Raw genomic sequence first — 17,709 nt, forward strand, 5'->3', positions numbered from 1 at the left:
GGGCCGGACCGACCCCTGGCGGCCGGCGGCGCGGCCGAGGATTTCCTGTGGCCGCCCGGCACGCACCGCCCGCCGCCTCCGCGTCAGAACCCGTGCCGGGCCCCGCCGTCCACCGGCACCATCACCCCGGTGACGTACGAGGCGGCCGGTGAGAGCAGGAACGCCGCGGCCCGGCCGAACTCCTCCGGCTTGCCGTAGCGGCCCAGTGGAATCGACGCGGAGTTGCGGGCGCGGGTGCCTTCCGGGTCCCCGGAGAGCGCGTCGAGCTGGGTCATCCGGTCGGTGGCGATCCGGCCGGGCAGTACGCCGACGACGCGGATGCCGCGCGGGCCCAGCTCGTTGGAGAGCGACTTCGCGAAGCCGGCGAGGCCGGGGCGGAGCCCGTTGGAGATGGTCAGGCCGGAGATCGGCTCGTACACGGAGCCGGACAGCACGAAGCCGATCACACCGCCCTCGTCCAGTTCGGCGGCGGCCGTGCGGGCCAGCCGTACCGCGCCGAGGAAGACCGACTCGAAGGCCGACTGCCACTGTTCGTCGCTGTTGTCGGCGGCCGTGCCCGGTGCCGGGCCGCCCACGCTGATGAGGACGCCGTCGAAGCGGCCGAACCGCTCACGGGCTGCCGCCACCAGGCGCGCGGCGGCGTCCGGTTCGGCGTTGTCGGCCGCGATCCCGAGGGCCCGCTCGCCCAGCGTGGCGGCCGCCGCGGCGGTGCTCTCCTCGGTGCGTCCGGTGATCACGACATTGGCGCCGTCGGCGACCAGTTCACGGGCGGTGGCGAACCCGAGGCCGCGGGTCGCGCCGGTGACGATGTAAGTCCGGTCGGTAAGTCCAAGATCCATGGCCCCTAGTCTGCCCCGGGGCCGTCCAGCAGTCCGAAGGCGGTCCCCACGAGGCCGATATGGCTGAAAGCCTGCGGGAAGTTGCCCAGTTGGCGCCGGGCGGCCGGGTCGTACTCCTCGGAGAGCAGCCCCACGTCGTTGCGCAGCGCCAGCAGCCGCTCGAACAGTGCGCGGGCCTCGTCACGGCGGCCGATCATGGCCAGCGCGTCGGCGAGCCAGAACGAGCAGACCAGGAAGGCGCCCTCGCCGCCCGGCAGGCCGTCGACCGAGCGGCCTTCGGTGCTGTAACGGCGCACCAGGCCGATGGGAGTACCTCCCATTCCCTTGAGGCTGTGGGGCAGGGACAGCTCCCGGCGCACGGTTTCGATCGTCCCTGTGACCCGCGGATCGCCGGCCGGCAGAAAGCCCACACGGGGGATCAGCAGGGTCGCGGCATCCAGTTCCACGGAGCCGTAGGACTGGGTGAAGGTGCCGCGCTCGGCGTCGTAGCCCCGCTCGCAGACCTCGCGGTGGATGTCGCTGCGCATCGCCCGCCAGCGCTCGACGTTCCCGCGGAGCTTCGGATACGCCTCCACGGCGCGGATCGCCCGGTCCGCGGCGACCCAGGCCATCACCTTGGAGTGCACGAAGTGCCGGCGCGGCCCGCGGATCTCCCACAGCCCTTCGTCGGGATCGCGCCAGGTGGACTCCAGGTAGTCCACCAGCGCGCGCTGGATGTTCCAGGCGTGCGGTTCCGACGGCAGGCCCGCCGTGCGCGCGATGTGGAAGGAGTCCAGCACCTCGCCGTAGACATCGAGCTGGCACTGTTCGACAGCGGCGTTGCCGATGCGTACGGGGGCGGAGGCGGCGTATCCGGTCAGCCAGGGCAGTTCGAATTCGGGCAGCCGGCGCTCGCCGGCCAGCCCGTACATGATCTGCAGGTCTTCGGGGGCGCCGGCCACCGCGCGCAGCAGCCAGTCCCGCCAGGCGCCGGCCTCCTCCAGATACCCGGCGGAGATCAGGGAGTTCAGGGTGAGGCTGGCGTCGCGCAGCCAGCAGTAGCGGTAGTCCCAGTTGCGGACGCCGCCGAGTTCCTCGGGCAGCGAGGTGGTGGGGGCCGCGACGATCCCGCCGGTGGGCGCGTAGGTGAGGGCCTTGAGGGTGATCAGCGAGCGGATCACGGCGTTGCGGTGCGGGCCGTTGTAGCGGCAGCGCCCGGACCAGGCGTGCCAGTCCTCCAGAGTGGCGTCGAGGGACTCGAACGGGTCGACCTGCCGCGGCCGCGGCTCGTGCGAGGGGTGCCAGGTCAGCACGAACGCGGTGCGCTCGCCGGCGGCGACGGTGAACTCCGAGCGGGTGCTGAAGTCCTTCCCGTAGGTGCGGCATTCGTGCGGGGTGCGCAGCCACACCGAGTCGGGTCCGGCGATCGCGACCCGGCAGCCCTGGTGGTGCCGCACCCAGGGCACCACCCGCCCGTAGTCGAACCGCAGCCGCAGCACCCCGTGCATCTCGACCCTGCCCCGGAGGCCCTCGACGATCCGTACGACATCGGGCATCCGGTCGCGCTGCGGCATGAAGTCGGTGACCTTGACGCTGCCGGTCGGGGTCTCCCACACGGTGTCCAGGACCAGCGAATGGCCGCGGTAGGAGCGCTGCGGCCGGGCGTCGGAGGACTTGGGGGCCAGCCGCCAGTGGCCGTTGTCCTTGCCGCCGATGAGGGCGGCGAAGCAGGCGGCGGAGTCGAAGCGGGGCAGGCACAGCCAGTCGATGGAGCCTTTGCGGCTGACGAGAGCGGCGGTCTGGAGATCGCCGATGAGGGCGTAGTCCTCTAGATGTGGGTGCACGCAGCGGATCTTCCCGCCGGGCGGGATCGCTACTCGGTGGTGGCGGCTGTCCGGGCTACGGGGGCCGGCGCCGCTTCCTCTTCCGCCGCCCCGGCTGCGCCCGCTTCCCGGGCCTGCCGCGTCTCCTCGGCGGCCGCCGCCCGGTCGCGGCGCTCGCGGCGTACCAGGACGACCCAGCCGACCGGCACGGCCGCCGCGAACAGCCACCACTGGATCGCATACGCCATGTGCGGGCCGATGCTGTCATGGTCCGGCTCGGGCACCAGCTCCGGCTTGCCGCCGGCCTGCTCGGGCGCGGTCTGCTCGATATAGCCGCCGAGCACCGGCCGGCCCAGCCGCTTCGTCTGCTCGGTGCTGTTGATCAGCATGACCTGGCGGGCGGGCAGGCCCTTGGTGTCCTTGATGCCGCTGCCGGCGGTGGTCTCGTCGGCCATCATCCGGCCGGTCACGGTGATCTTGCCCTTGGGGGCGGCCGGGACGCTGGGGAACGTGGTGAGGTCGTTGCCCGCGGAGATCCAGCCGCGGTTGACCAGCACGGTGCCGCCGTTGCCGAGGTCCAGCGGGGTCACGACGTAGTAGCCGATGCTCTGCTCGTCGGCGGCCGTGCGCTGGCGGACGACGACCTCGTGCTCGGTGTCGTACGTGCCGGTGGCGGTGACCGGACGCCACATGTCGCCCCGGGGCAGTGTCCGGCCGGGGGCGGTGAGGTCCGTGACCGGGACCGGCTTGGCGGCCAGGCTGTCCGCGATGAGCCGGTTCTGCGCGACCTTGTGCTCATGGCGGTGGAACTGCCAGAAGCCCAGCTCGATCATGACTGGGATCAGGGCGAGACCCACGAGGGTGAGGATCACCCACTGCCGGGACAACAGGAAGCGGTACACGGCTTCGACGGTACCTGGGAGGCGCAGGCCCCCGGGCAGGGGGGCCTGCCGGGGGCCGGGGCGGACATCGTGCCGCGGCGCGACGTCCGGTGTCGGACTCTCTGGTTCAGACTCTGTCGACGATGCCCACCTTCCCCTCCGAGCGGGCGCAGTGGGCGCCGCAGTAGAAATGCCCGTCGGCCTCGACGCCCTGGCCGATGATCTGGCATCGGCAGTGCTCACAGAGCGGCGCCATGCGGTGAATGGCGCAGGAGAAGCAGTCGAAGACATGCACCGCGCCCTGCGCGTGCACCTCGAACGTCATGCCGTAATCGTTTCCGCAGACCTCACAACGTGCCATGCGCCACAGGGTGCGGGCGGCGCCGGTGTGGGGCGAGGTGCCGGCGGGTGTGTTGGCCGGGCTTCACCCGGACGCAGGCGCCTGGGCCGCGGGGGTGGCCGGCTCTACGTCCTGAAGCAGTTGCATGAAGGCCGCCTCGTCGATCACGACCGTGCCGAACGTGCGGGCCTTGGCGGTCTTCGAGGTCCGCGCGTCGGGGTCGTTGGTCACCAGCAGGCTGGTCAGCCGGGACAGGCTCGTGGCGACATGCAGCCCGGCCTCGATCGCACGGTCCTCCAGCAGCTCGCGGTCCACGGACGTGTCGCCCGAGAAGGCGACCCGCATCCCCTGGACGAGCCGGCCGCCGGTTTCATAGCGCCCCGGGTTGGGATACGGGCACGCCGGGCGCTTACGGGACGGCCGCCAGGAGGTGGGGCGGTAGGACGTCGCGGAGGAATGCTGCCGGGGCGCGGGGGAGTCCGACCACTCCGTCAGCGGCTGGCAGCTCAGCAGCGGCAGCCGCAGCTTCTCCCGCGCGGCCCGCCGCAGACTGGGCCGGAACGCCTCGGCGAGCACCCGGGCGTCGTCCAGTGCGTGGTGGGCGCGCTCCTGCACGACGCCGTAATGGGCGGCGAGGGACTCCAGCTTGTGGTTGGGCAGCGGCAGCCGCAGCTCCTTGGAGAGCGCGATGGTGCACAGCCGCTGGCGGACCGGGGCGGTCGCCGCGGCGCGGGCGTACTCACGGGCGATCATCGACCAGTCGAACATCGCGTTGTGCGCGACCAGCACCCGGTCCTCCAGGCGCTGGGACAGCTCCGGGACGATCTCCGGGAAGAGCGGGGCGTCGGCGAGCACCGCGCTGGTGAGACCGTGGATCCAGACCGGGCCGGGGTCCCGCTGCGGGTTGACGAGGGTGTACCAGTGGTCCTGGACCTCGCCCTGTGCGTCGAGTTGATACACGGCGGCGGAGATGATCCGGTCGTCGCGGGCCAGGCCGGTGGTCTCCACGTCGACGACGGCGTATCCCTGGGGGTATTCGGACGGCCAGGGAGCCGGCGGCGTCTGCGGGCCCGGCTGCTGTCCGATCTTCGGCGCGATCGAGCGGTCTGCTGCCATGCGGTCTTCGAGCATGGTCAATGAGGATACGGGCCGCCACTGACAGCCACCGAACCGCGGTGGCCCGCATACCGCTGTTTTTCCCCGCCGCCCACCCCCCTTCGGGGGGATGGGGGCCCTGCTCATTCAGAGCTTGGGGGCGGGTGTAGTGCCTTGGTTCGTTGAGGTGACGTCCGGCGCGCGCCGGAAACCATGGGCGCCCCCTGGCCTACGCCGTACCTGCACCTGTGCCCGTACCTGTGCTCGTACCTGCGCCCGTGCTCGTGCCTGTACCTGTGCCCGCCGCGAGCAGCGACGTCACCAGTGCTTCGAGCGAGACCAGGAAGAGCTGTTCGGCATCGACGGGACCGGCCAGCGCGCGGGCCAGCGCCGGATCGTGCCCGGCGGTGGGGGAGTCCCACAGCTCGCCCTCGCTGGGGTGCTGCTCCGGCGACCGCTCGCGGTTGCGCTCGACCAGGACGAAGCCGACGACCTGGAACTGGACGGCGCGCACCGCCTCGGCTGCCAGGTCCCCGCGCAGCCCGGCGGCGTGCGCCTCATGGACCAGTGCCTGTTGTGCGGGCAGGAACATCCGCTCCGTCAGACCGCGTTCGTGCACCATCGCGATCAGCTGGGGGCGCTCGCGCAGCGCCGTACGCAGCGCGCGGCCGACCGAGACGATGCGTGCGTGCGGTGTGCGCCCGGTGGGACGGATCGCGCCCATCTCCTGGACGGTGCGTTCCACCAGGGCGTCCAGCAGCGACTCGCGGTTGCCGATGTGCCAGTAGATGGAGGTGACGGCGGTGCCGAGCTCGGCGGCGAGCTTGCGCATCGTCAGGGCGCGCGGGCCCTGCTGTTTCACCAGACTCGCGGCGGTCTCCATGACCTCTTCGCGGGTGAGCGGATGTCGCGCCATGGGTCCCCCAACTCTGTTTCGTGCACGCCTATTTACCCTTCATCGCCCTCGGTGTAACTGTGTTACAGGCGCCTCGAACGACCCCCGCAAGTCACCGATGACGAAGGGCGGTACGACATGGCACGCATACGCTACGGAGCACGCACCGAGGCGGAGATCGCGGCGGCGCGCACCGGGAGTTCCCGGCTTCCCGACATCTGGTCCACGGGTGTGGCGGCCGTCTGGGAGACCGATCCGGATGTGGTCGCGGCCGTACTGCCGCCGCCGCTCAAACCCACCGCACGCCCCCTGGTACGAGCCAACATCAGCACGGTCGAGCTGCCCGGCTACCCCCTGGGCGCGGGCTCGGTGGCCGTCGCGGCCGAGCACAACGGCGTCGAGGGCTGGTATCCGCTCGTCATGCCGATGACCCACGAGCGGGCCCTCATCGGCGGACGCGAGGTCTTCGGCGAGCCCAAGAAGCTGGGCGAGGTCACCGTCGAGCGCCAGGGCCCGGTCGTACGCGCCACGCTCGCCCGGCACGGCATCGCCTTCGTCGAGGTGCGCGGCGCGGTGGACAGTCCGCTGCCCACCCCGGAGCCCGCCCGGAGGACCGACTTCTACTTCAAGTTCCTTCCCGCCGTGGACGGTTCGGGGTTCGACGTCGACCCGGTGCTGGTGCACTGCGTGCGCAACGAGAAGGTCCGGAAGCTGGAGCGGATCACCGGGGACGTGGTCCTGCGGGAGTCGGTGTACGACCCCGTCGCCGACCTCCCCGTACACACCCTCGTCGGGATCACCATCGGCCGGAAGACCACCGACCAGAAGGGCCGGGTCGTCGAGCGGGTCAGCGCCCGGGCCCTGCTGCCGTACATCCACCAGCGCTACGACGACCCCCGGCAGATCCTCGACGGCCCGCCCGAAGGCAGCGTCCGATGGAACTGAGGGCGGGACAGGTCGCCGTCGTCACCGGCGCCGCGAGCGGTATCGGCCTGGCCATGGCGCGCCGCTTCGCCGCCGGGGGACTGAAGGTCGTGCTCGCGGACGTCGAGGAGGAGCCGCTGCGCGCCGCCGCCGACGAGCTGATCGCCGAGGGCGCCGAGGTGCTGGCACGCGCCGTGGACGTCGGCGTACGGGAGGAGGTCGCCTCGCTCGCCGCGGCCGCGTACGAGACCTTCGGCGCCGTCCATCTGCTGTGCAACAACGCCGGGGTGGGCTCTGGAGCCGAGGGGCGGATGTGGGAACACGAGCCCAACGACTGGAAATGGGCCTTCGCGGTCAATGTCTGGGGCGTCTTCCACGGCGTGCAGTGCTTTCTGCCGCGGATGCTGGCGGCCGGTGAGCCCGGCCATGTCGTCAACACCTCCTCGACGGACGGCGGGATCGCGCCACTGCCCACCGCCTCCGTGTACGCCGTCACCAAGGCGGCCGTGGTGACCATGACGGAATCCCTGTACGCCCATCTCAAGGCGGAGCGCGCCCCCATCGGCGCCTCGGTGCTCTTTCCCGGCCCGCACATGCTCCGTACCGGCCTATGGGAGTCGCACCGCAACCGGCCGCAGCGGTACGCCAAGTCCCGGCCGCGCCGCACGCCATACCGCAGCCTGGCGCAGTGGGAGGCGGCGATGCGGGACGCCGGGCGGGAGATCGCGTTCACCCCGGTCGAGGACGTCGCGGAGCAGGTCGTCGACGGCATCCGGGCCGACCGCTTCTGGATGCTGCCGCCGAGCGAGCACAGCGACGCCCAGATCTGGGCCAGGGCCCGCGCCATGCTCGACCGCGCCGCCCCCGCCTACCTGGAGAACTTCATCCTCGACTGACCGAATTCCTGACGGACCGATTCCTCGACCGACCGACCGATTGAGGGGACCGGAATGACCGACCCATACCTGATCATCTCCTCCGACTGCCACGCCGGACTGCCCACCGAGGAGTACCGGCCCTATCTGGACGCCCGCTTCCATCGCGACTTCGACGAGTTCCTCGGCCAGCGGGACGCGCGCCGCGCCGCGATGACGCGTCTCGGCGTCCGCAACGACGCGTTCGCCGAGGCCTGGTTCCGCGACCACGAGGAAGGGCTGCGCGGCGGCTGGGACCCGGCCCGCCGCAGCAAGGAGCTGGACGGCGACGGGGTGGCGGCCGAGGTCGTCTTCCCCGACGCGGACGCCGTGGACAGCCGGACCGCCGCGCCCTTCGGCGTCGGGCTCGGCCTCTCCGGCGACCAGGACCCCGAACTGGGCATGGCGGGCGCCCAGGCGCACAACCGCTGGCTCGCCGAACTCTGCGCGCACGAACCCGAACGCCACTGCGGCGTCGCGCTGCTGCCCATCACCGGCGACGTCGACCGGGCCGTCGCCGAGATCCACCGCGCCAGGGAATCCGGTCTCGGCGCGCTGATGATCCCCGCGATGTGGGCGGACAAGGCGCCCTACCACGACCGCCGTTACGACCCGGTCTGGGCGGCCGCCGCCGAGGCACGGATGCCGGTCATCACCCACTCCGGCGCCGCGCCCCGCCAGGAGTACGGCGACCACCTCGGCATCTTCGTCTCCGAGGTCACCTGGTGGCCGGCCCGCCCGCTGTGGTTCATGCTCTGGTCCGGCGTCTTCGAACGCCACCCGGACCTGCGCTTCGGCGTCGCCGAATCCGGCTGCTGGTGGCTCCCCAACCTGCTCTGGTTCATGGACCGGCTCTACCTCGGCGCACACGGCGGCAAGAAACTCTCCCCGTTCGCCGAGCTCAAGCGTCCACCGCACGCCTACCTGGACCGCAACATCTTCATCTGCGCGACCAACACCAAACGCCGCGAACTCGCCCAGCGCTACGAGATCGGCGTCGACAACATCCTCTGGGGCTCGGACTACCCGCATCCGGAAGGCACTTGGCCGAACACCGGCCAGTGGCTGCGCGACACCTTCCACGACATCCCCGTCGGCGAGACCCGCCGGATGCTCGGCGAATCCGCCGCCGAGATCTTCGGCTTCGACCGCGCCGCGCTGGCCCCGGTGGCCCGCCGGATCGGCCCCACCCCGGCGGACCTCGGCCAGTCCGCCGACCAGGGGCCCGTCGAGGCGTCCTGGCGCCGCGCCCGGGAGACCGGCCGGCACTGGCTCACCGGATTCGACTTCCCGTACGTAGGAGTGGGCAATGACTGACGCCGGGACCACCGCCGAGCAGCGCTACACCGTGATCTCCGCCGACTGCCACGCCGGCGCCGACCTCCTCGACTACCGGCCGTACCTGCCCGCCCATCACCACGACGCGTTCGACGCCTGGGCGGCCACCTACATCAACCCGCACGCGGACCTGCTCGCCGACACCGCCGACCGCAACTGGAACTCCGCCCGCCGCCTGGCCGAGCTGGAGGCGGACGGCATCGTCGCCGAAGTCGTCTTCCCGAACACCATCCCTCCCTTCTTCCCCTCTGCGTCCCTGATGGCCCCGGCGCCCACCCGCGAGGAGTTCGAGCAGCGCTGGGCGGGCCTGCGCGCGCACAACCGCTGGCTCGCCGACTTCTGCGCGGACGCCCCGGGCCGGCGGGCCGGCGTCGCCCAGATCCTCCTCAACGACGTCGGGCAGGCCGTCCGGGAAGTCCGCTGGGCGAAGGACGCCGGCCTCACCGGCGGCATCATGCTCCCCGGCACCCCGCCCGGCTCCGGCCTGCCCGACCTGCACTCCGAGGTCTACGACCCGCTCTGGGCGGTCTGCGCCGAACTCGACGTCCCCGTCAACCACCACGGCGGCTCGGCCTCCCCGCCGCTCGGCGACGAGCCCGCCGCCCGCGCCGTCTTCATGGTGGAGACCACGTGGTTCTCGCACCGTGCCCTCTGGCACCTGATCTTCGGCGGGGCCTTCCGCCGCCACCCGGGCCTGAAGCTCGTCCTCACCGAACAGGGCTCCGGCTGGATTCCCGGCGTCCTGGAGATGCTCGACTACTACCACGGCCGCCTGGTGACGGCGGCGGCCCGGACGGCGACCGCCGAGTCCAAGTTCGGCGCGGGCCTGGCGGAGACGATGGGCGCGACCCCGGCCGACATCTGGCGCGAACACTGCTACGTCGGCGCCAGCTTCATGCGCCCGCACGAGGTCCCGCTCCGCCACCGCATCGGCCTGGACAAGATCATGTGGGGCAGCGACTACCCCCACGACGAGGGCACCCACCCCTACTCCCGCGAGGCGCTCCGCTTCGCCTACGCCGGCCTCCCGGCCCCCGAGGTGACCGCAATGCTCGGCGGCAACGCCGCCCGCGTCTACGGCTTCGACCTGACCCGCCTCGCCCCCGTGGCCGCCCGCGTCGGCCCCACCGTCACCGAACTCGCCGAACCCCTGGAGAAGACCCCGGCAGACGCCACCAGCCCGGCGTTCGCTCCGGGTGGGGCGGTGCGGGTGTGGTGACGGGTGCTGCGGCTGAGGACGGCCGCCACTGCGCCGTGTATACGTAACGATCTCGCGTATATACCCGAGGAGGTGGGTCCCCGACGGGGCCCACCGCAGGGCTCGCGAGGTCCAGCGACTGCTCACTGAACAGGGCCGGCATCGCAGTGCCGGCCCTGTGGATCTTGTCGTCGCCGCCACCGCGGAAATCCTGGGGCTGACTCTGGTGCACTGCGACCGCGACTTCGAGGCCATTGCCGCCGTCAGTGGTCAGCCGACCCGCATGATCAGCGCCTGACGCCGCCGGAAGGCTACCGACGGTAAGTCGCCCCCGCTCAGCTGACACCCCGTCTCACATACTTATCGGTAACAACCCCTAGCGGCACCGCCGTCACCGCCCTTATGGTGCGGGGCATGCCGCACCTGCCCGATGTCGTTTTGTGGTCCGTACCGGCCTTTGTCCTGCTCACCGTGGTGGAGATGGTGAGCTATCGCCTGCATCCCGAGGAGGAAGCGGCGGGCTACGAAGCCAAGGACGCGGCCACCAGCGTCGGCATGGGGCTGGGCAGCCTCGTGTTCGACGCGCTCTGGAAGATACCGATCGTGGCGATCTACGCCGCGGTCTACGAGCTCACCCCGCTGCGCGTCCCCGTGCTGTGGTGGACGCTGCTGCTGATGCTGCTCGCGCAGGACTTCTTCTACTACTGGTCGCACCGCGGGCACCACGTCATCCGCATCCTGTGGGCCTGCCATGTGGTGCACCACTCCAGCAAGAAGTTCAACCTCACCACCGCGCTCCGCCAGCCGTGGACGACCTGGACCGTCTGGCCGTTCTACCTCCCGATGATCGCGCTCGGCGTGCACCCGGCGGCCATCGCGTTCTGCTCCGGGGCCAACCTCGTCTACCAGTTCTGGGTGCACACCGAGCGGGTCGGCAAGCTGCCCCGGCCGTTCGAGTTCGTGCTCAACACGCCCTCCCACCACCGCGTCCACCACGCCTCGCAGGGCGGCTACCTGGACCGCAACTTCGGCGGGATCCTGATCATCTGGGACCGGATGTTCGGCTCGTTCGTCCCCGAGACGGAGCGGCCGGTCTACGGCCTCACCAAGAACATCGAGAGCTTCAACCCGCTACGGGTGGCCACCCATGAGTACGCCGCCATCGCGCGCGACGTACGGGCCGCGAGCAGCTGGCGCGAGCGCGCCGGGCGGGTGTTCCGCGGGCCGGGCTGGCAGCCGGCCGACCGGACCGGAGCGGAGGGCCGACTGCCTGTGAAGGGCGGCGGCAAGGGGACGACGGGGCGCGGCTCGGTCCAGGAGCCGGCCGCGTGACGGCTCGTTGGCCCCGGGCCGTACGGCCGCTGCTCGGGCTGTTCACCGTGCTGGTCGTCGTGCACCTCGCAGCGCTGCTCGGGGGAGCGACGGCCATCGAGCACCTCACCAAGCCCGCGCTGATGCCGGTGCTCGCCGGATATGCGCTGGCCCGCGGCGGCCCGCCGCTGCTGGCTGCCGCGCTGCTCTTCGGCTGCGGCGGCGACACCTTGCTCCAGATCGGCGGCGAGACCGTCTTCCTGCTGGGGATGGGCTCGTTCGCCGCCGGGCACATCTGCTATCTGGTGCTGTTCGCTCGGCGCGGGGCGACGATGGCCGGGCCGCGGTCCCGTACGGCCGCGGCGGCCGGGGCGTACGCGATTGTGCTGGCCGCCACCGTGGCGCTGCTGTGGCCGGATCTGCCGCCCGAGTTGCGGATCCCGGTGGCCGGCTACAGCCTGCTGCTCACCGCGATGGCGTTCGGCGCGCTCCGGGCGGGCCCGTGGGCCGCGCTCGGCGGGCTGCTCTTCCTGCTCTCGGACACCTTGATCGCGAGCGGTATCGCCCACTGGCCGCAGCTGCCGGCCCCGCAGTTCTGGATCATGCTCACCTATGCCACGGCCCAGATTGCGCTGGCCGGCGGCGTACTGCGGGCCGCCGCGGACAGCCCAGAGGGCCGGGCGGTGAACCACCCGGCCCTCCGGTGAAGTCGCTGGACTCACATGGCCTGACCTACCCGGCCTGATGCACCCGGCCTACTTCTTCACTGCGTCCAGCGCGTCGACGATGCCGTAGCCGAAGTGGCTGTTGACATGCTTCGTGCCGGTGCAGGTGGCGTCACCCGTGGGGCAGCCGGGGTTGTCGGCCTGCGCCTTGAGCAGCCACTGGATCTCCTGCGGGCTGGCCTTCGGGTGCGCGCTCTTCAGCAGCGCCGCGACGCCCGAGACATGCGGTGACGCCATGGACGTACCGGCCAGATAGGCCCAGTCGCCGCCCGGCATCGTGGAGAGGATGTTGCCGTTCTTGGCGGGCAGCTCGGGGACCTGCGTCTTGTCGCCGCCCGGGGCCGCAACATCGACCGGACCCAGGCCGAAGTTCGAGTAGTACGACTTGGCCTTGTTGACGCCGGTCGCCGCGACGGTCACCGTGCCGGGCAGCTGGGTGGGCACATCCCAGCAGGTCTTCGGGCTGATGGTGCGCTCGACCGGGGTCGAGTCGTTGGGGCTTGAGGTGTCGACCAGCTTGTCGGCCGCCAGGTCGAGGTTGGAGTTGCCGGCCGCGGCGACATTGATCGCGCCCTTGCGCTCGGCGTACTTCGCGGCCCGGCCGACCGCGTCAAGAATGGCGGCCTGGTCGGCATCATCCTTGCAGTTGAACATCCACGGGTCGACGTAGTAGCTGTTGTTGGTGACCTCGACGCCGTGCTCGGCCGCGAAGACGAAGGCACACACCACGCTCTCGGCGAAGAAGAGGCTCGTCTCGGGCTCGCTGACCTTGATGGCGGAGATCTTCACGCCCGGGGCGACACCCGCCACGCCGGCGCCGTTGCGGGCCGCGGCGATCGAACCCGCGACATGCGTGCCGTGGTAGTCGTTCTCCGGGTCGTAGGGGCGCCAGGACCCCTTGGACGTATCGGCCACGCCACCCACGCAGTTGGCCGACTGCTTCGCCGAGAAGTTCGGCCTCAGATCCGGGTGGGTGTCGTCCACGCCGGTGTCGATGACGGCGACGGTGACGTCCTTGCTGCCGGGGTTCACCTTCGCGGCCTTGTCGGCCTTGATCGTGGGCAGGTCCCACTGGAGCGGCTCCAACGGCTCCTGGCCGTTCGCCTTCGCCGTCGTGCCGGCCGCCTTGAGCTGCGACGCCGGCAGGTTCACCTTCTGCGGCTTGCCGACGTCGGTGGTGCCGGAGGGCTTGAGCGGCGCGGTGCGGGTCGCACCCGCCGACTGCACACCGCTCACGCCCCGTATGGTCGCGGCGAACTTGGGGTTGGCCGAGTGGACGACGATCACGCCTATCTGCTCATGGCTGGTGATCACCTTCCCGCCGGCCTTGGCTATCGCCTTCGCCACCTTGCCGACCGTGGCGTGGTCCGGCGTGGTGTTCACGACGTACGACAGCAGCGGGCCGTCGGTCGACACCGCGGCGGCGGGGACGGAATCCGGGGACGCGGCGGTGGCCGCGTTCGGGAGGAAGCCGAGGGACGCCGTCAGAGCCAGTCCGAGCGGTACGGCCAGCGCCCGCGCCCGTCTGGATCGGGGATGTGCCATGGGTACTCCACATCATCCGTGAGACCGCCCGTGCGCGGGTTGCGCACGGGCGGGTGCATGACACGTGAAGTTATCGGCGATCACTGACGTACAGCAATGGAATGGGAGAAAATCACTTTAGAGACAGCAAACTGACGTGTTGTCAGTGCGTGGGCGCCGAGTACGCGGGCGTCGAGTACGCGGGCGTCGAGTGCGCCGCAGGAACTCTCGTGGCGTCAGGACTGACGGCGCAGCGCGCCGATGCTCAGCGGTGGCAGGGCGATCCGGGGGCCGTACCAGCGGCGCGGCTCCGTTCCGGCCGGCCGTCGTACCACCGGGGTGACGGCGAGCGGAGCCGGCAGCCGGACGCTGCCGTACGGGCGCCGGGGGGAACCTGGCGGCTGCGGGGCCTGCGAGGGCGGCGGATTCACACCCGGCTCAACGAAGCGCCCCGCGAGCGGTGGCGGTCGGCGCGGGCATTCCTCTGGTTCCGCCGGTAATTTCTTCTGGATTTCAACCAACGCCCCTCTGTCGCATCGATTGCCACGGCCCTACCATGCGTGATCCGGATCACTTAACCAGGCTTTATCGTCGGCCTTTCCACCAGCCTCCCCCAAGCTCTCGACTGCGCTCGAGCAGGGGGTACCCCCATCGCGTCAGGAGATGCCGTGAGCATCGCACCGCCCAAGGACTCGGGAACGCATGAGCCGCCCGACTACTCCGAAGCGCAGTCGAGCCCGGAATTCGCCCAACTGCGCCGCGCCCACCGGTCGTTCGCCTTCCCGCTGACCGTCGCCTTCATCCTCTGGTACCTCGCGTACGTCCTGCTGTCGAGCTACGCCGGCGGCTTCATGGGGACCAAGCTGTTCGGCAACGTCAATGTCGCCTTCGTCCTCGGTGTGGCCCAGTTCGTCACGACGTTCCTGATCGCCTGGTGGTACTCCCGGCACGCCGCAGCCAAGCTCGACCCCAAGGCCGAGGCCATCAAGTCCCGCCTGGAGGGCGTCACCCTCCGCAAGGAGGATGACGCATGAACCTCACGCAGCAGCCCCTCGCGCTCCAGCTCGCGGCCGGCGGCGCGGGCGAGCACCGCCCCCTGATCATCACCCTGTTCGCGGTCTTCGTCGCCGCCACCCTCGGCATCACCGTCTGGGCCGGCCGGCAGACCAAGGGGGCGGAGGACTTCTACGCCGGCGGCAGGCAGTTCAGCGGATTCCAGAACGGCCTCGCCATCTCCGGCGACTACATGTCCGCCGCGTCCTTCCTCGGCATCGCCGGCGCCATCGCCCTCTTCGGCTATGACGGCTTCCTCTACTCCATCGGCTTCCTGGTGGCCTGGCTCGTCGCCCTCCTCCTGGTCGCCGAACCGCTGCGCAACTCCGGCCGGTTCACCATGGGCGACGTCCTCGCCTACCGGATGCGCCAGCGCCCGGTCCGTACCGCCGCCGGCACCTCCACCATCGTCGTCTCGATCTTCTATCTGCTCGCCCAGATGGCCGGCGCGGGCGCCCTGGTCACCCTGCTGCTCGGTATCACCAGCGAGGCGGGCAAGATCCTGGTCGTCATCCTCGTCGGCATCGTGATGATCCTCTACGTCACCATCGGCGGCATGAAGGGCACCACGTGGGTCCAGATGGTCAAGGCGGTGCTGCTGATCGCCGGCACCCTGCTGATCACGTTCCTGGTGGCGCTCAAGTTCAACTTCAACATCTCCACGCTGCTCGGCGCCGCCGCCGAGAACAGCGGCAAGGGCTCCTCGTTCCTTGAGCCGGGCCTCAAGTACGGCGCCAACGCGACATCCAAGATCGACTTCATCTCGCTGGGCATCGCCCTCGTCCTGGGCACCGCGGGCCTGCCGCACATCCTCATCCGCTTCTACACGGTGCCCACGGCGAAGGCCGCCCGTAAGTCCGTGAACTGGGCGATCGGCATCATCGGCGTCTTCTACCTGATGACCATCGCGCTCGGCTTCGGCGCCGCCGCCCTCCTCAAGCCCGGCACGATCACCGCCGACAACAAGGCGGGCAACACCGCCGCCCCGCTGCTCGCCCAGGAGATCGGCGGCGGCCCCGGCTCCACCGGCGGCGCCATCCTGCTCGCCGTCATCTCCGCGGTCGCGTTCGCCACGATCCTCGCCGTGGTCGCCGGCCTCACTCTCGCCTCGTCCTCCTCCTTCGCGCACGACCTGTACGTCAACGTCCTCCGCAGGGGCAAGGCCACCGAACGGGAGGAGGTCGGCGCGGCCCGCTGGGCGACCGTCGGCATCGGCTCCGTGGCGATCATCCTCGGCGTCTTCGCCCGCGGCCTGAACGTCGCCGGCCTGGTGGCACTCGCCTTCGCGGTCGCCGCCTCCGCCAACCTCCCGACGATTCTCTACAGCCTGTTCTGGAAGCGCTTCACCACCCAGGGCGCCCTCTGGTCCATCTACGGCGGCCTCGCCTCCTCCGTCCTCCTGGTCCTCTTCTCGCCGGTGGTCTCCGGCAAGGAGACCTCGATGTTCCCCGCTGCGGACTTCGGCTTCTTCCCGCTGGAGAACCCGGGCCTGATCTCCATCCCGCTGGGCTTCCTGCTCGGCTGGCTGGGATCCCTGCTCTCCAAGGAGGAGCCGGACGCCAAGAAGTACGCCGAGTTGGAGGTCCGCTCGCTGACCGGAACCGGAGCGCACTGAGCCTTCCCCGCGCACTGAGCCTTCCCTACAGCCCCGGGGCGGGGTGGCGTCGTAGAGATCTACGACGCCACCCCGCCCACCTCGTGCTTCTCACGCCTGCCCGCTGTCGTACCCATCGCGTAGGCTCGAAGGCGTACTGATCCACCACTGTCCGGGGAGGGGGCCTAGTGCTCATCGACACTTACGGTCGCGTGGCCACCGACCTGCGCGTTTCGCTGACCGACCGCTGCAATCTGCGATGTACGTACTGCATGCCCGAAGAGGGCCTGCAATGGCTCGCCAAGCCCGATCTGCTCACCGATGACGAGATCGTCCGCCTGATCGGCATCGCCGTGCGCGACCTCGGGATCGAAGAGGTCCGCTTCACCGGCGGCGAGCCGCTGCTCCGCCCCGGCCTGGTCGGCATCGTCGAGCGCGTCGCGGCGCTCACCCCCCGCCCCCAGATGTCGCTGACCACCAACGGCATCGGCCTCCAGCGCACCGCCGCCGCACTGCGCGCCGCCGGCCTGGACCGCGTCAATGTCTCCCTCGACACCCTGCGGCCCGACGTCTTCCAGAAGATGACCCGCCGCAAACGCCATGACGACGTCCTGCGCGGCCTGGAAGCGGCCCGCGCCGCCGGCCTCACCCCGGTCAAGGTCAATACCGTCCTCATGCCGTCCCTCAACGACGACGAGGCCCCCGACCTGCTGGCCTGGGCGATCGAAAGCGACTACGAGCTCCGCTTCATCGAGCAGATGCCGTTGGACGCCCAGCACGGCTGGAAGCGCGACGGCATGATCACCGCCGGGGACATCCTCGCCTCCCTGCGCACCCGCTTCGAGCTGACCGCCGAGACCCAGGACGAGCGCGGCTCCGCACCCGCCGAGCGCTGGACCGTGGACGGCGGCCCGCACCGCGTGGGCGTCATCGCCTCCGTCACCCGCCCGTTCTGCCGCGCCTGCGACCGCACCCGCCTGACGGCCGACGGCCAGGTCCGCACCTGTCTCTTCGCCACCGAGGAGACGGATCTGCGTGCGGCGCTGCGCTCGGATGCGCCCGATGCCGAGATCGCCCGCATATGGAAGCTCGCGATGTGGGGCAAGAAGGCGGGCTCCGGGCTGGACGACCCGTCCTTCCTCCAGCCCGACCGTCCGATGTCCGCAATCGGCGGCTAGGGCCTGTCCGATGGGTCATGGCCGGGCCCGCGGCGCCTGGCACGGCACCTCGCGGCGTTGCCGAAACGTCCCAATAGCTCCGCTATCGGGCCGCTCCG

Annotated in this window: 17 protein-coding genes and 1 pseudogene; 10 read left to right on the top strand and 8 right to left on the bottom strand. The window is 70.8% G+C overall.

The genetic code is table 11. The features are described 5' to 3' along the window. Window positions 1-83: 83 nt before the first annotated feature. The 6 genes from AB0I10_RS36160 to AB0I10_RS36185 form a co-directional block, all read right to left on the bottom strand. Window positions 84-839, bottom strand: a complete 756-nt coding sequence (locus tag AB0I10_RS36160; protein WP_363156977.1) for an SDR family oxidoreductase — start codon at window positions 837-839, stop codon at window positions 84-86. A gap of 5 nt (window positions 840-844) precedes the next feature. Further along, a complete protein-coding gene (locus tag AB0I10_RS36165) occupies window positions 845-2,662 on the bottom strand; it encodes a glycoside hydrolase family 15 protein (protein WP_363156978.1) in 1,818 nt (605 codons plus the stop codon). A gap of 29 nt (window positions 2,663-2,691) precedes the next feature. Continuing rightward, complete coding sequence (locus AB0I10_RS36170; protein ID WP_363156979.1) at window positions 2,692-3,543, bottom strand: SURF1 family protein; 852 nt, start codon at window positions 3,541-3,543, stop codon at window positions 2,692-2,694. Window positions 3,544-3,649: 106 nt separating this feature from the next. Continuing rightward, a complete protein-coding gene (locus tag AB0I10_RS36175; RefSeq protein ID WP_363156980.1) occupies window positions 3,650-3,883 on the bottom strand; it encodes a hypothetical protein in 234 nt (77 codons plus the stop codon). Window positions 3,884-3,946: 63 nt separating this feature from the next. Then, window positions 3,947-4,993, bottom strand: a complete 1,047-nt coding sequence (locus AB0I10_RS36180) for a DEDDh family exonuclease (protein WP_363156981.1) — start codon at window positions 4,991-4,993, stop codon at window positions 3,947-3,949. 193 nt (window positions 4,994-5,186) lie between these two features. Further along, on the bottom strand, window positions 5,187-5,873 hold the full coding sequence (locus tag AB0I10_RS36185) for a TetR family transcriptional regulator (RefSeq protein ID WP_363156982.1): 687 nt from the start codon (window positions 5,871-5,873) through the stop codon (window positions 5,187-5,189). 117 nt (window positions 5,874-5,990) lie between these two features. Here AB0I10_RS36185 and AB0I10_RS36190 point away from each other — a divergent pair, with 117 nt between their 5' ends. From AB0I10_RS36190 to AB0I10_RS36220, 7 genes and pseudogenes are all read left to right on the top strand, one after another. Further along, window positions 5,991-6,797: an acetoacetate decarboxylase family protein gene (locus AB0I10_RS36190; protein WP_363156983.1), complete on the top strand. Its 807-nt coding sequence runs from the start codon at window positions 5,991-5,993 to the stop codon at window positions 6,795-6,797. Further along, window positions 6,788-7,672: an SDR family NAD(P)-dependent oxidoreductase gene (locus AB0I10_RS36195; protein WP_363156984.1), complete on the top strand. Its 885-nt coding sequence runs from the start codon at window positions 6,788-6,790 to the stop codon at window positions 7,670-7,672. The genes AB0I10_RS36190 and AB0I10_RS36195 overlap by 10 nt, the downstream gene beginning before the upstream one ends. A gap of 54 nt (window positions 7,673-7,726) precedes the next feature. After that, window positions 7,727-9,007 carry an amidohydrolase family protein gene (locus AB0I10_RS36200; protein WP_363156985.1) on the top strand — a complete coding sequence of 427 codons (1,281 nt, stop codon included), beginning with the start codon at window positions 7,727-7,729 and terminating at the stop codon, window positions 9,005-9,007. Further along, on the top strand, window positions 9,000-10,247 hold the full coding sequence (locus AB0I10_RS36205) for an amidohydrolase family protein (protein WP_363156986.1): 1,248 nt from the start codon (window positions 9,000-9,002) through the stop codon (window positions 10,245-10,247). Before AB0I10_RS36200 ends, AB0I10_RS36205 begins: the two co-directional genes overlap by 8 nt. 76 nt (window positions 10,248-10,323) lie before the next feature. Then, window positions 10,324-10,524 (top strand): annotated as a pseudogene (locus tag AB0I10_RS36210) (PIN domain-containing protein); the annotation flags it as partial. A gap of 116 nt (window positions 10,525-10,640) precedes the next feature. Next, a complete protein-coding gene (locus tag AB0I10_RS36215; RefSeq protein ID WP_363156988.1) occupies window positions 10,641-11,558 on the top strand; it encodes a sterol desaturase family protein in 918 nt (305 codons plus the stop codon). Then, complete coding sequence (locus tag AB0I10_RS36220) at window positions 11,555-12,244, top strand: lysoplasmalogenase (RefSeq protein WP_363156989.1); 690 nt, start codon at window positions 11,555-11,557, stop codon at window positions 12,242-12,244. The genes AB0I10_RS36215 and AB0I10_RS36220 overlap by 4 nt, the downstream gene beginning before the upstream one ends. Before the next feature lie 48 nt (window positions 12,245-12,292). Here AB0I10_RS36220 and AB0I10_RS36225 read toward each other — a convergent pair whose 3' ends face one another. Together AB0I10_RS36225 and AB0I10_RS36230 are read right to left on the bottom strand one after the other, a co-directional pair. Then, window positions 12,293-13,807: a S8 family serine peptidase gene (locus tag AB0I10_RS36225; protein WP_363156990.1), complete on the bottom strand. Its 1,515-nt coding sequence runs from the start codon at window positions 13,805-13,807 to the stop codon at window positions 12,293-12,295. 215 nt (window positions 13,808-14,022) lie between these two features. Beyond that, on the bottom strand, window positions 14,023-14,217 hold the full coding sequence (locus tag AB0I10_RS36230; RefSeq protein ID WP_363156991.1) for a hypothetical protein: 195 nt from the start codon (window positions 14,215-14,217) through the stop codon (window positions 14,023-14,025). Between the two features lie 237 nt (window positions 14,218-14,454). On the opposite strand from AB0I10_RS36230, the gene AB0I10_RS36235 reads away from it, so the two are divergent. From AB0I10_RS36235 to moaA, 3 genes are all read left to right on the top strand, one after another. After that, entirely contained in the window at window positions 14,455-14,820 is a 366-nt protein-coding gene (locus AB0I10_RS36235; protein ID WP_363156992.1) for a DUF485 domain-containing protein, read from the top strand. Beyond that, on the top strand, window positions 14,817-16,454 hold the full coding sequence (locus AB0I10_RS36240; protein WP_363156993.1) for a cation acetate symporter: 1,638 nt from the start codon (window positions 14,817-14,819) through the stop codon (window positions 16,452-16,454). The genes AB0I10_RS36235 and AB0I10_RS36240 overlap by 4 nt, the downstream gene beginning before the upstream one ends. Window positions 16,455-16,621: 167 nt before the next feature. Then, on the top strand, window positions 16,622-17,611 hold the full coding sequence (gene moaA, locus AB0I10_RS36245) for a GTP 3',8-cyclase MoaA (RefSeq protein WP_363156994.1): 990 nt from the start codon (window positions 16,622-16,624) through the stop codon (window positions 17,609-17,611). The last annotated feature ends 98 nt before the right edge of the window (window positions 17,612-17,709 follow it).

The organism is Streptomyces sp. NPDC050636, from assembly GCF_040654775.1.
Taxonomy (GTDB): Bacteria; Actinomycetota; Actinomycetes; order Streptomycetales; family Streptomycetaceae; genus Streptomyces.